General features: G+C 33.9%; 9 protein-coding genes and 3 pseudogenes. All 12 read left to right on the top strand.

From position 1 onward, the window contains the following. Nucleotides 1–36: 36 nt before the first annotated feature. On the top strand, nt 37–615 hold the full coding sequence (locus tag ABLV90_RS13670; RefSeq protein ID WP_460872774.1) for a DUF2179 domain-containing protein: 579 nt from the start codon (nt 37–39) through the stop codon (nt 613–615). Beyond that, nucleotides 612–797 (top strand): NETI motif-containing protein, encoded by a 186-nt coding sequence (locus ABLV90_RS13665; RefSeq protein ID WP_460872773.1) that lies wholly within the window; start codon nt 612–614, stop codon nt 795–797. The genes ABLV90_RS13670 and ABLV90_RS13665 overlap by 4 nt, the downstream gene beginning before the upstream one ends. A gap of 224 nt (nt 798–1021) precedes the next feature. Next, complete coding sequence (gene purB / locus ABLV90_RS13660) at nt 1022–2317, top strand: adenylosuccinate lyase (protein ID WP_069815021.1); 1296 nt, start codon at nt 1022–1024, stop codon at nt 2315–2317. A gap of 96 nt (nt 2318–2413) precedes the next feature. Next, a complete protein-coding gene (locus ABLV90_RS13655) occupies nt 2414–2716 on the top strand; it encodes a YerC/YecD family TrpR-related protein (RefSeq protein WP_046466259.1) in 303 nt (100 codons plus the stop codon). Between the two features lie 195 nt (nt 2717–2911). Continuing rightward, the gene (locus ABLV90_RS13650; protein ID WP_427706942.1) at nt 2912–3583 is read left to right on the top strand and encodes a M15 family metallopeptidase; all 672 of its coding nucleotides are present in this window, start codon (nt 2912–2914) and stop codon (nt 3581–3583) included. Between the two features lie 136 nt (nt 3584–3719). After that, nucleotides 3720–4412, top strand: coding sequence for a heptaprenylglyceryl phosphate synthase (locus ABLV90_RS13645; protein ID WP_427706944.1), 693 nt, complete (start codon nt 3720–3722; stop codon nt 4410–4412). After that, a complete protein-coding gene (pcrA, locus tag ABLV90_RS13640) occupies nt 4409–6619 on the top strand; it encodes a DNA helicase PcrA (RefSeq protein WP_285324016.1) in 2211 nt (736 codons plus the stop codon). Before ABLV90_RS13645 ends, pcrA begins: the two co-directional genes overlap by 4 nt. A gap of 3 nt (nt 6620–6622) precedes the next feature. After that, entirely contained in the window at nt 6623–8626 is a 2004-nt protein-coding gene (gene ligA, locus ABLV90_RS13635) for an NAD-dependent DNA ligase LigA (RefSeq protein ID WP_460872772.1), read from the top strand. A gap of 12 nt (nt 8627–8638) precedes the next feature. Further along, a pseudogene (locus tag ABLV90_RS13630) lies at nt 8639–9861 on the top strand (CamS family sex pheromone protein). Nucleotides 9862–10605: 744 nt separating this feature from the next. Further along, a complete protein-coding gene (gatC, locus tag ABLV90_RS13625) occupies nt 10606–10908 on the top strand; it encodes an Asp-tRNA(Asn)/Glu-tRNA(Gln) amidotransferase subunit GatC (RefSeq protein WP_046466253.1) in 303 nt (100 codons plus the stop codon). A 1-nt stretch (nt 10909) separates the two neighbouring features. Further along, nucleotides 10910–12369 (top strand): annotated as a pseudogene (gene gatA / locus ABLV90_RS13620) (Asp-tRNA(Asn)/Glu-tRNA(Gln) amidotransferase subunit GatA). A 12-nt stretch (nt 12370–12381) separates the two neighbouring features. Continuing rightward, a pseudogene (gatB, locus tag ABLV90_RS13615) lies at nt 12382–13810 on the top strand (Asp-tRNA(Asn)/Glu-tRNA(Gln) amidotransferase subunit GatB). The last annotated feature ends 4 nt before the right edge of the window (nt 13811–13814 follow it).

The following is a 13814-nucleotide window of genomic DNA, read 5'->3' as shown; positions in this document are numbered from 1 at the left end:
TTACTTGAATTTAATGTAACAGAAAGGAAAATGGACATGTCAGTGATAACATCTACGCCATGGTTAATGGTTTTAGCCATTTTTATAATCAACGTTGCTTATGTAACGTGTCTAACGATGAGAACGATATTAACCCTTAAAGGTTATCGCTATGTAGTCGCAATCGTGAGCTTCTTGGAAGTTCTTGTATATGTTATTGGTTTAGGTATGGTAATGTCTAGTTTGGATCAAATCCAAAATGTGCTTGCATACGCCTTTGGTTTTTCAATAGGTATTATTGTAGGTATGAAGATTGAAGAAAAACTAGCACTTGGATATACAGTAGTCAATGTAACTTCATCTGCGTATGAGTTAGACTTACCAAGACAATTAAGAGATTTAGGGTATGGCGTAACACATAATACTGCATACGGCCGAGATGGCAAACGCTTGATTTTACAAATTCTTACACCGAGACGTTTTGAAGCTAAATTAATCGAGACGATTAAACAAATTGATGAAAAAGCATTTATGGTCGCATACGAACCACGTACGATTCATGGTGGGTTCTGGGCGAAAGGTGTTAAAAGTAAAAAACTTAAACAATATGATACGGATGAAGTTGAAAGCATATGAAAAAACAACAAAAATTCAAAGTCGAAGAACACGAGTCAATTCAAGATTGTTTGGGTCGCATGCGTGAAGCTGGTTATACACCAGTTAAACGTTTTGAAAAGCCCGTTTACAAAGAAAATAAAGATGGCGGCGTAGAGGTACTAAAACAAGAAATTGAGTTCGTAGGCAAATTACAAGAATGATAAGTATGGGAGTCTGATACATGTATTTATGTTTCGGGCTCTTTTTTAATACTTTGATTCTAAATAATTTCTATAGTAGGCTTAAAAGGCTTATACATTTCAAAGTAATTCTGGTAAACTAGTATTGAAAAGAACAAACACGAACTTTAAAGTGGAAACGAACTTAAATGTACATGTTTTGAGGTTTGTGAACTAAAACTTATGTAAGATAGGAGCTAATTTCAATGATTGAACGCTATTCTAGAGAAGAAATGTCTAATATTTGGACTGATCAAAATCGCTATGAAGCTTGGTTGGAAGTAGAGATACTTGCTTGTGAAGCTTGGAGTAAACTAGGTGATATACCTGAGGCAGACGTCAAAAAAATACGTGAAAACGCCAAGGTTGATGTTGAACGTGCACAGGAAATTGAACAAGAAACACGTCATGATGTAGTCGCATTTACAAGACAAGTTTCTGAAACACTTGGTGAAGAACGTAAGTGGGTTCATTATGGTTTAACTTCAACTGATGTAGTAGATACTGCGTTAAGTTATGTGATTAAACAGGCAAACGACATTATTGAAAAAGATTTAGAAAGATTTATTGAAGTATTAGCGAAAAAAGCAAAAGATTACAAATATACATTAATGATGGGTCGTACACATGGCGTGCATGCTGAGCCAACAACATTTGGTGTTAAAATGGCGCTTTGGTATACAGAAATGCAACGTAATTTAGAACGTTTTAAACGTGTGAGAGAAGAAATTGAAGTTGGAAAAATGAGTGGTGCAGTAGGTACTTTTGCTAACATACCACCTGAAATAGAAGCACATGTGTGTGAAAATTTAGGTCTAGATGCGGCTCCGGTATCAACGCAAACGCTACAACGTGATCGTCATGCTTATTATATTGCGACACTTGCGCTTATCGGTACTTCAATGGAGAAATTTGCCGTGGAAATACGTAATTTACAAAAAACTGAGACACGTGAAGTAGAAGAAGCATTTGCTAAAGGACAAAAAGGTTCATCAGCAATGCCACACAAACGTAACCCAATTGGTTCTGAAAATATTACAGGTATTGCACGTGTAATAAGAGGTTATGTAACAACAGCTTATGAAAATGTGCCATTATGGCATGAACGAGATATTTCTCATTCTTCAGCTGAACGTATTATGCTTCCAGATGTTACGATTGCATTAGATTACGGGTTGAATCGTTTTACAAATATTGTTGATAGACTGACAGTATTTGAAGATAATATGCTTGAAAATATTGATAAAACATTTGGTTTAATTTACTCACAACGTGTATTGTTAGCGTTAATTAATAAAGGTTTGGCACGTGAAGAAGCATATGATAAAGTACAACCTAAGGCTATGGAGTCGTGGGAAACTAAAACACCATTTAGAACTTTAATTGAACAAGACAGTTCAATTACAACATTATTATCTGAAGCAGACTTAGATGAATGTTTCGATCCAAAACACCATTTAAACCAAGTTGACACTATTTTTGAAAGAGCTGGTTTAGAATAACCAGGAATAATTGAATTTTTCAAGGGAAATCGTTACACTTTAATGTATTAGTACGTTAAACTGAGATTAAATTGAAAGATACAGGGGTTGTTTTGAATGCAAATAGAAAAATTAAGAGGAAAAGCATTAGATGAATTGTTCGATGCAGTTTTGACACTTGAAAATAGAGAAGAATGTTATGAATTCTTTGATGATTTATGTACTGTTAATGAAATACAGTCATTGTCACAACGATTACAAGTCGCAAAAATGATTAAACAAGGTTTCACTTATGCGACAATTGAACAAGAATCTGGTGCATCGACTGCAACAATTTCTCGTGTGAAAAGATCATTGCAATGGGGTAATGATGCTTATACTATGATTCTAGACCGCATGAATATTGAAACGGCTGATTAGATAATTTTATATAAGAAGTAAGGTTAACACATGAAGTTAATCCTAGCTGTCGATAGAGTATGATACTTTGTCGGCAGACTTCTTTATGTTTTGTAAAGTAGATAGAATGGTAATTGAGACATATCAACTGCATCATTGTTATATGTGTTTTGTGAAAATATTGTTATATGTACATATGTTGGAGGGGAGATAATTGTGTTTAAGAAGTGGATAATTGTAATTGCGACTTTATTATTTATCAGTATTGTCATACGAATGTCTTTTATTATAACTTCTAATCATCAACAACCTGTGCATTCAGATATCGTCGAATCTAAAAATGCATTACCTATTATTGATGAAAGTCAAGGCGTGACGAAAGTGAATGGGCATGTCATTGTCAACAAAACATACCAATTACCGAAACGTTATAAACCTGGCGAAAATAAAAAAGCCAGACGTAAATTAAATGAAATGCTAGATAAAGCTGAACAAAAAGAATTAGATTTAAAATATATTAGTGGCTATAGAAGTTATGAAGATCAACAAAAAGTAGTGAAATCATATGTTGAAAATGATGGGGAAAAAGTTGCGAAACAATATACTGCTAAACCGGGCCATTCAGAACATCAAACAGGATTAGCATTTGATGTAGGTACACAAAGACCACTTGAAGATTTCCACGATGATTTTGAACATACAAAAGAAGCGCACTGGTTAGCTCAAAACGCTGCTAAATATGGCTTTATTATTAGGTATCCTAAAGGGCAATCAAATCAAACAGGCTATGCATATGAGGCATGGCATTTGCGATATGTAGGGTCTGAATTAGCTAGAATTATAGACAACCAAGATACAAACTTAGAAAGTTATTACCAGTTGAATTAAATCATTACCGTAAAAAGGAAACTAAATTGTAAAAATCATCTCAGAAATATTGGGGTGGTTTTTTCGACATCATTTTAGAACTCACAGACTAAAAATGATATAATCATATGTATGTTTAAAAAAGGAGTAACATATCATGCATGACATTAAAAAGTGGAAACATATTTTTAAATTAGACCCTGCAAAGTTAATATCTGACGAAGAATTAGAGGCAATTTGTTTATCTAACACAGACGCAATTATCATAGGTGGAACAGATGATGTTACTGAAGATAATGTTTTTCATTTAAAGCAACGTTTAAAGCAATATGCATTACCGATAGCATTGGAAATTTCAAATGTAGATAGCGTAATGCTTGGTTTCGATTTTTATTTCGTGCCTACTGTGTTAAACAGTTCAGATGTTAAATACCATAATGGCATGTTGTTAGATGCACTCAAGTCATTCGGACAAATAATTGATTTTGATGAAGTCATATTTGAAGGTTATGTCGTACTTAATCCTGATAGTAAAGTTGCGAAAGTGACGCAAGCAAATACAAACTTAACGGATGAAGATATTGAAGCTTATGCATTAATGATTAATGATATGTACAAATTACCAGTTATGTATATAGAATATAGTGGTACATATGGAGAAGTAGAAATAGTAAAAGCAGCAGCAGATCAATTAACAGATACACAACTATTTTATGGTGGTGGTATTAGTGATTATAACGAGGCAAAACAAATGGCTTCAATCGCAGACACTATTATAGTTGGAGACATTATATATAAAGATATAGAAAAAGCATTAAAAACAGTTGAGATAAAGGAGTCACATAAATGAACGCATTAGTTAATAAGATGAATGAGGAACAAAGCCAAGCAGTACGTACAACAGAGGGGCCATTACTTATAATGGCAGGTGCAGGTTCAGGCAAAACACGTGTCTTAACACATCGTATAGCTTACTTGCTTGATGAGAAAGACGTGTCTCCATATAACGTATTAGCCATCACATTTACAAATAAAGCTGCTAAAGAGATGAAAGCACGTGTTGAGACCCTAGTTGGGGAACAAGCTCAAGTGCTATGGATGTCTACATTCCATTCTATGTGTGTGAGAATCCTTCGAAGAGATGCAGATAGAATTGGCATAGAACGCAATTTTACAATTATTGATCCAACTGACCAAAAATCTGTAATTAAAGATGTATTAAAAAATGAAAATATTGATAGCAAAAAGTTTGAACCTAGAATGTTTATAGGCGCTATTAGTAATTTAAAAAACGAATTAAAAACGCCGGAAGATGCACAAAAAGAAGCAAATGATTATCATGCACAAATGGTTGCTACTGTTTATAAAGGTTATCAACGTCAACTATCAAGAAACGAAGCACTAGATTTTGATGATTTGATTATGGTTACAATACGTCTATTTGAACGTGTGCCAGAAGTATTAGATTATTATCAAAATAAATTTCAGTATATTCATGTGGATGAGTATCAAGATACGAATAAAGCGCAATATACATTAGTTAAACTCCTTGCAAATAAATTTAAAAACCTTTGCGTTGTAGGTGACTCAGATCAATCTATTTACGGATGGCGTGGCGCAGATATACAAAACATCCTTTCTTTTGAAGAAGATTACCCAGAAGCAAAAACGGTTTTCCTAGAGCAAAACTATCGTTCTACAAAAAATATTTTGAATGCGGCTAATGAAGTGATTAAAAATAATTCAGAGCGTAAACCAAAAGGGTTATGGACGGGCAATACAGACGGCGATAAAATCCATTATTATGAAGCAACAACTGAACGAGATGAAGCGGAATATGTTGTACGCGAAATTATGAAACATCAGCGTAATGGAAAGAAATATAAAGATATGGCTATTTTATATCGTACGAATGCACAGTCACGAGTACTTGAAGAAACGTTTATGAAATCAAACCTCCCTTATACAATGGTTGGCGGTCAAAAATTCTATGATAGAAAAGAAATTAAAGATTTATTAAGTTATGTACGTATCATTGCTAACAGTAATGATGATATTAGCTTGCGTCGTGTAATAAATATTCCAAAACGTGGTATTGGACCAACTTCTGTAGATAAAATTCAAGCCTATGCAATACAAAATGATTTGAGTATGTTTGATGCATTAGCTGAAGTAGACTTTATTGGATTATCTAAAAAAGTAACACAAGAATGTATTAACTTTTATGATGTGATGCAAAACCTTATCAAACAACAAGAATTTCTTGAAATCACTGAAATTGTTGAAGAAGTGCTAGTTAAATCAGGTTATCGCGAGATGTTAGAACGTGAACAAACGTTAGAATCTAGAAGTAGACTTGAAAATATCGATGAGTTTATGTCTGTTCCAAAAGATTATGAAGAGAATACACCATTAGAAGAACAGTCATTAATTAACTTCTTAACGGATTTATCATTAGTTGCAGACATAGATGAAGCACAAATTGAAGATGGTATCACATTGATGACAATGCACTCTGCTAAAGGTCTAGAATTTCCGATTGTATTTATCATGGGCATGGAAGAGTCTTTATTCCCACACATTAGAGCAATTAAGAGCGATGATGAACATGAAATGCAAGAAGAGCGACGTATTTGTTATGTAGCTATCACACGTGCTGAAGAAACATTATATTTAACACATGCGACATCAAGAATGTTATTTGGACGACCACAATCCAATATGGCTTCTAGATTTTTAAGAGAAATACCTGAAGATCTATTGGAAAATGAAACTAAATCTAAAGCGAAAGCTAAAACACAAGGCAATAGCTTCCGTTCAGCAACAAAAGAACCAGCTAAAAGAGGTTATAGCCAACGTGCTACAGCTACTAAAAAAGCACAAGTGTCTTCTGATTGGAAAGTTGGAGACAAAGTTGTTCATAAATCATGGGGCGAAGGCATGGTTAGTAATGTAAAAGAAAAAAATGGTTCTGTAGAACTAGATATCATTTTTAAATCAGAAGGACCGAAACGCTTACTTGCACAATTTGCGCCAATTGAGAAAAAGGGGGAATAAAATGTGGCTGATTTACAATCACGCGTCGACGAATTGCATCAACGCTTAAATCGCTATAGTTATGAGTACTACGTTCAAGATAACCCATCAGTGCCAGACAGTGAATATGATAAATTGTTGCATGAGTTAATAGACATTGAAGAGACTCACCCAGAATATCGAACGTCTGACTCTCCAACAGTAAGAGTCGGCGGTTCTGCCCAATCAACTTTCGAGAAGGTAAGACATAATACCCCGATGCTCAGTTTAGGCAACGCGTTTAATGAAGAAGACTTAAGAAAATTCGATCAACGTATACGTGAACGTATCGGTGACGTAGAATACATGTGTGAATTAAAAATAGACGGCTTGGCAGTATCTTTGAAATATGAAAATGGCCGATTTGTACAAGGGTTAACACGTGGAGATGGTACTACAGGTGAGGATATTACGGAAAATTTAAAAACGATTCATGCGATTCCTTTGAAAATCAAGGAAGCTAGAACATTTGAAGTTCGTGGCGAAGCGTATATGCCTAGACAATCATTTTTTAATTTAAATGAAGCAAAAGCTAAGAATGATGAACAAGCGTTTGCGAATCCACGAAATGTCGCTGCAGGTTCACTTAGACAATTAGATTCAAAGCTTGCGCCTAAACGTAAACTAAGTGTTTTTCTTTATAGTGTTAATGACTTTACTCAATTTAATGCGAATACACAAAGTGAAGCATTAGATGAATTAGATGAGTTAGGCTTTAAAACGAACCAAGAACGTCAACGTGTACAAACAATTGATGATGTGATTGCATATATTGAACAGTGGACTGAAAAAAGAGAAGCATTACCTTATGATATTGATGGTATTGTAATTAAAGTGAATAAGGTAGAGCACCAAGAGGAGCTTGGTTTCACTCAAAAATCACCACGTTGGGCAATTGCGTATAAATTCCCAGCAGAAGAAGTAATTACAGATTTATTAGATATTGAATTAAGTATAGGTAGAACAGGTGTAGTCACACCTACAGCTATTCTTGAACCAGTTAAAGTTGCTGGGACTACTGTTTCTCGCGCTTCTTTACATAACGAAGATTTGATTCATGACAAAGATATTAGAATTGGCGACAGTGTAGTAATTAAAAAAGCAGGGGATATTATACCTGAAGTCATTAAAAGTGTATTAGATAGACGTCCAGATAACGCGGAAGTTTATCATATGCCAACACATTGCCCAAGTTGTGAACATGAATTAGTACGCATAGAAGGCGAAGTTGCTTTACGCTGTATCAATCCTAAGTGCCAAGCACAACTTGTAGAAGGCATGATTCATTTTGTTTCTAGACAAGCAATGAATATCGACGGTTTAGGTACAAAAATCATTCAACAACTTTATGATAATGAAAAGATAAAAGACATTGCAGATATTTTCTACTTAACAAAAGAAGATTTGTTACCACTTGACCGCATGGGAGAGAAAAAAGTAGATAATTTAATCAATGCTATTGAAGTGTCTAAAAACAATTCGTTAGAACAGTTATTGTTTGGCTTAGGTATCAGACATCTTGGCGTAAAGGCAAGCCAAGTTATAGCTGAAAAATATGGCACAATGGATAAATTATTCGAAGTAACTGAAGAAGATTTTGTTGGTATTCATGACATCGGACACAAAGTAGCTCAATCTGTAGTCACGTATTTAGAAAATGAAGATATTCGTGCACTTATTAATAAATTAAAAGAAAAAAATGTTAATATGACATATAAAGGCATAAAGACAAGTGATTTAGAAGGCCACCCAGACTTTAAAGGCAAGACAATTGTACTTACTGGTAAGTTGTATCAAATGACTAGAAACGAAGCTTCAAAATGGTTAGAACTTCAAGGTGCAAAAGTTACGAGCAGTGTAACTAAAAGTACAGACTTAGTCATCGTCGGCGAGGATGCAGGCTCTAAATTAACAAAAGCTGAAAAATTTGGTACAGCAATATGGTCAGAAGAAGACTTTGTTCAGAAGCAAAATGAAATCGAGGGATAGAGGAGATAATGCATGAAACGGAAGGTTATACTATTCATCTCAGCAGTTTTTTTATTATCAGCATGTGGCAATGATGATGAGAAAAGCAAAGAACAATCTAATGAAAATGAACAACAACAGCGAGCAACAACAAGATTCTGGTTCTGTAAAAGATATAGCAACGGATAAAAATGTATCAGGCGACAATTACAGAACAATATTACCATTTAAAGAAAGTAAAGCACGCGGTGTATTACAAGAAAACATGGCAAATAGTTATAACGGTGAAGATTTCGAGAGTGGTCTATTAGATTTAAGTAAAGAAGTCTTTCCAACTGAAGATTATTTATATCAAGATGGCCAATATCTAGATAAAGATACGATTAACGCATATTTAGGACCTAAATATACTAAAGATGAAATCGATGATATGGATGAAGACGAACGTAAAGAGAAAAAAGCAAATGAGAATTTAGGATTAAATCCATCTCATAATGGTGAAACTGATCCTGAGAAAATTGCAGAAAATTCACCAAGCATATCTTTCTAATATTTTAGAACAAGATTTTTATAATAGTGGAGATACAAAAGGTAAAAAAATTAAAGGCATGACGATTGGTTTAGCGATGAACAGTACATATTATTACCAAAAGGAAAAAGATGGGGAGACCTATAGTAAGAAATTAGATGACAAAGAAATTAAAAAACAAGGTAAAAAAATGTCTGAAGAAATACTTACTAGATTACGTGAAAATAAAGAACTGAAAGATATTCCAATTCATTTTGCTGTTTATAAACAGTCCGGAGAAAACTCTATTATACCTGGTGAGTTTATCGCCGGTACAACAGTTGAAGGTGATAAAACACGTATTAATGAATGGAAAGATATTCAACAGAAAACTGCTTTATTACCATCTGGAGAAGCTGCAGAATTAGATGAAAGTTTAAACTCTGATTTCAAACAGTTTAATGATAATCTCCAAACATATTTTAATAATTTCACTCAAGCAGTAGGTACTGTTAAATTCGATAATAAAGAAGCTAAGCAATTATCTGTAGATGTACCAATTGATTATTATGGTAAAGCTGAAACCATAGGTATTACACAATATGTCACTGAGCAAGCAAGAAAATATTTCGATGATATAGATGAGTATGAAATTCACATTAAAGATGGTAATAACCCTAAAGCACTAATTAGTAAAACAAAAGAAGATAAAGAACCGCAAGTTCATATTTATAAAAACAACAACTAATTTTTACTCAGCCTTGTAAGGGTGGGAATACGAAATCAAATTTAAAGTTTGATTTCTATCCCGCTCTTTTTTGTTTTAAAATGTTCCGATTTTGAAATGCATGCTTGCCTGGGTATGGCTCGAGCCTGTAGTCTCTCGCTCACACTATTCCCCTAGGCGTCAGCCCTTTACAAAATCGGTTTATTACATGAATTTATACAAAAAACTTAAGAATAGCGAATTCGCCTTAACATATTTTTAAAACGCGATAGCTTATGTATTAGAATTATAATCTGATTCAATAGATAATATCATTGGAACTGTGATACTAGTCACTAACAATGAATGTTTAAAATTTGATTTCTGTGCCGCTCTGTTTGGTTTCAAAATTTTCTAGTTTTGAACGTGTATGCTTGTGTTTATTCGAACATGAATGGTTATACAAGCGTATTCATAATAGCGTCGAGATAAATGTTAAGTAATTTTATGACTTTACTCTATAGATACTAAGTATTAAACGCTTACAATTTTTCGGAGTATGTTCTATATTCATATAAATAATAGAATTATTATACATATAAAAGTGATGAATAGTTATCTACATCTTGAAAACCTAGCTATAAAAGGGTTGTGAAAACATATATTTTTTGGAAAAGTATAAAAATAAATCACTATAATTTACTGTTATTATCGAAAAGCTTAGATTTTTGGGCGGAATTTTGGTACAATTTTGTAATGAATGAGTAAAAAGGAGGCTTTTATTTAATGGCTAAAGTTACACGTGAAGAAGTAGAGCATATAGCAAATTTAGCTAGACTTGAAATTACTGAAGATGCAACTGCAGAGATGCAAGAAACATTAGAAAGTATTTTAAACTTTGCTAATCATATAGATACAGCAGATACAAGTGAAGTAGAACCAACATATCACGTATTAGATTTACAAAATGTATTACGTGAAGACAAAGCAGACGAGGGTATTCCTCAAGAGCTTGCATTAAAAAATGCTAAAGAGACGGAAGATGGACAATTTAAAGTCCCATCTATCATGAATGAGGAGGACGCTTAAGATGACCATCCGTTATGAATCTGTGGAAAATTTGATCAACTTAATAAAAAACAAAGAAATTAAGCCTTCACAAATTGTGAATGATATTTATGATGCAATCGAAGAAACTGATCCAACAATCAAATCGTTTCTTGCATTAGATAAAGAAAATGCAGTTAAACAAGCTCAGGAATTAGATGAATTACAAGCTAAAGACCAAATGGAAGGTAAACTTTTTGGTATTCCTATGGGTATTAAAGACAACATTATTACTGAAGGCGTTGAAACAACTTGCGCAAGTAAAATGTTAGAAGGATTTGTACCTATTTATGAATCAACAGTAATGAATAAATTACGAAATGAACAAGCAGTACTTATCGGTAAACTCAACTTAGATGAATTCGCTATGGGTGGTTCAACTGAAACTTCATACTTTAAAAAGACAGTTAACCCATTTGATCATACTGCAGTACCTGGAGGGTCATCAGGTGGTTCAGCAGCAGCTGTAGCAAGCAGGTTTAGTTCCTTTCAGTTTAGGTACTGATACTGGTGGTTCAATTCGTCAACCAGCGGCTTACTGTGGCATCGTAGGCATGAAACCTACATATGGTCGCGTATCACGTTTTGGATTAGTTGCGTTTGCATCATCATTAGACCAAATCGGACCACTTACACGTAATGTTAAAGATAATGCCTTGGTATTAGAAACAATTACTGGTTTAGATGAAAATGACTCTACAAGTGCGCCAGTTGAAGATTCAGATTTCACTACTGATATCGGTAAAGATATTCAAGGTCTAAAAGTTGCGTTACCAACAGAATACCTTGGTGAAGGTGTATCAGAAGATGTTAAAGCTTCTGTTAAACAAGCTGTTGAAACACTAAAAGAATTAGGTGCAACAGTTGAAGAAGTATCATTACCAAACACTAAATATGGTATCCCTTCTTATTACGTTATTGCTTCATCAGAAGCTTCATCAAACTTATCTCGTTTTGATGGTATTAGATATGGTTACCATTCACCTGAAGCGAACTCATTAGAAGAATTATACAAAATGTCTAGAAGTGAAGGTTTTGGTGACGAAGTTAAACGTCGTATCTTCTTAGGTACTTTTGCATTGAGTTCTGGTTATTATGATGCATTTTATAAAAAATCACAAAAAGTAAGAACATTGATTAAAAATGATTTTGACCGCATATTTGAAAATTACGATGTTATTGTAGGACCAACAACACCAACACCAGCTGTTTAACATAGGTGAAGAAATTGATGATCCGCTTACAATGTATGCGAATGATTTATTAACAACACCAGTAAACTTAGCTGGATTACCAGGTATTTCTGTTCCTTGTGGTAAATCAAACGGACGTCCAATTGGTTTACAATTTATTGGAAAACCATTTGATGAGAAGACGTTATATCGTGTCGCTTACCAATATGAAACAAAATTCAATTTTCATAATGAATACGAAAAATTATAAGGAGTGGAAATCATGCATTTTGAAACAGTTATTGGACTAGAAGTCCATGTTGAGTTAAAAACAGAATCTAAAATGTTCTCTGCATCACCAAGACATTTTGGAGCAAAACCTAACTCAAACACAAGCGTAATTGATCTTGCATATCCTGGTGTGTTACCAGTTGTAAATAGACGCGCTGTTGATTGGGCTATGAGAGCTTCAATGGCAATCAATATGGATATTGCAACAGAATCTAAATTTGACCGTAAAAACTATTTCTATCCAGATAATCCAAAAGCATATCAAATTTCACAATTTGATCAGCCTATTGGTGAAAATGGTTATATTGATATTGAAGTTGATGGTAAGACAAAACGTATCGGCATTACACGTCTTCACATGGAAGAAGATGCTCGGTAAATCAACGCATAAAGATGGATACTCTTTAGTAGATTTAAACAGACAAGGTACACCATTGATTGAAATTGTTTCTGAACCAGACATTCGTTCACCAGAAGAAGCATATGCATACTTAGAAAAACTACGTTCTATTATTCAATATACTGGCGTATCTGACTGTAAGATGGAAGAAGGCTCACTACGTTGTGACGCTAACATCTCATTACGTCCATATGGCCAAGAAGAGTTTGGTACTAAAGCAGAGTTGAAAAACTTAAACTCATTTAGTTTTGTACGTAAAGGTCTTGAATATGAAGAAAAACGTCAAGAAGAAGAACTATTAAATGGTGGAGAAATCCTACAGGAAACACGTAGATATGATGAGTCAACTGGTAAAACAATTTTAATGCGTGTTAAAGAAGGCTCTGATGACTACCGTTACTTCCCAGAACCAGACATCGTACCTTTATATGTGGATGAAGCTTGGAAAGAGCGTGTACGTCAAACAATCCCAGAATTACCAGATGAAAGAAAAGAAAAATATGTGAACAACTTCGGCTTACCCGCTTATGATGCGCATGTATTAACACTTACAAAAGAAATGTCTGATTTCTTTGAAAGTGCTATTGCTGAAGGTGCAGATGCTAAATTAACTTCTAACTGGTTAATGGGCGGCGTGAATGAGTATCTTAATAAAAACCAAATTGATTTATTAGATACAAAATTAACACCTGAAAACTTAGCCGGAATGATTAAATTAATTGAAGATGGCACAATGAGCAGTAAAATCGCTAAAAAAGTGTTCCCAGAACTCGCTGAAAATGGTGGGGATGCGAAACAAATTATGGAAGATAAAGGCCTAGTTCAAATTTCTGATGAAGCTACACTTTTAAAATTTGTAAACGAAGCGTTAGACAATAATGAACAATCAGTTGAAGATTACAAAAATGGTAAAGGTAAAGCAATGGGCTTCTTAGTTGGTCAAATTATGAAAGCTTCAAAAGGCCAAGCCAATCCTCAATTAGTAAATCAATTGTTAAAACAAGAATTAGATAAAAGATAATTAA

The sequence above is a fragment of the Staphylococcus sp. 2S1 genome (assembly GCF_046721335.1).
Lineage (GTDB): Bacteria > Bacillota > Bacilli > Staphylococcales > Staphylococcaceae > Staphylococcus > Staphylococcus equorum_A.
This window is presented reverse-complemented; position numbering and strand designations above follow the sequence as displayed.

Excerpts from the sequence above, each read along its gene's own strand:
- ABLV90_RS13670 (WP_460872774.1), top strand. The coding sequence starts at position 37 with ATGTCAGTGATAACATCTACGCCATGGTTAATGGTTTTAGCCATTTTT.
- ABLV90_RS13665 (WP_460872773.1), top strand. The coding sequence starts at position 612 with ATGAAAAAACAACAAAAATTCAAAGTCGAAGAACACGAGTCAATTCAA.
- purB (WP_069815021.1), top strand. The coding sequence starts at position 1,022 with ATGATTGAACGCTATTCTAGAGAAGAAATGTCTAATATTTGGACTGAT.
- ABLV90_RS13655 (WP_046466259.1), top strand. The coding sequence starts at position 2,414 with ATGCAAATAGAAAAATTAAGAGGAAAAGCATTAGATGAATTGTTCGAT.
- ABLV90_RS13645 (WP_427706944.1), top strand. The coding sequence starts at position 3,720 with ATGCATGACATTAAAAAGTGGAAACATATTTTTAAATTAGACCCTGCA.
- pcrA (WP_285324016.1), top strand. The coding sequence starts at position 4,409 with ATGAACGCATTAGTTAATAAGATGAATGAGGAACAAAGCCAAGCAGTA.
- gatC (WP_046466253.1), top strand. The coding sequence starts at position 10,606 with ATGGCTAAAGTTACACGTGAAGAAGTAGAGCATATAGCAAATTTAGCT.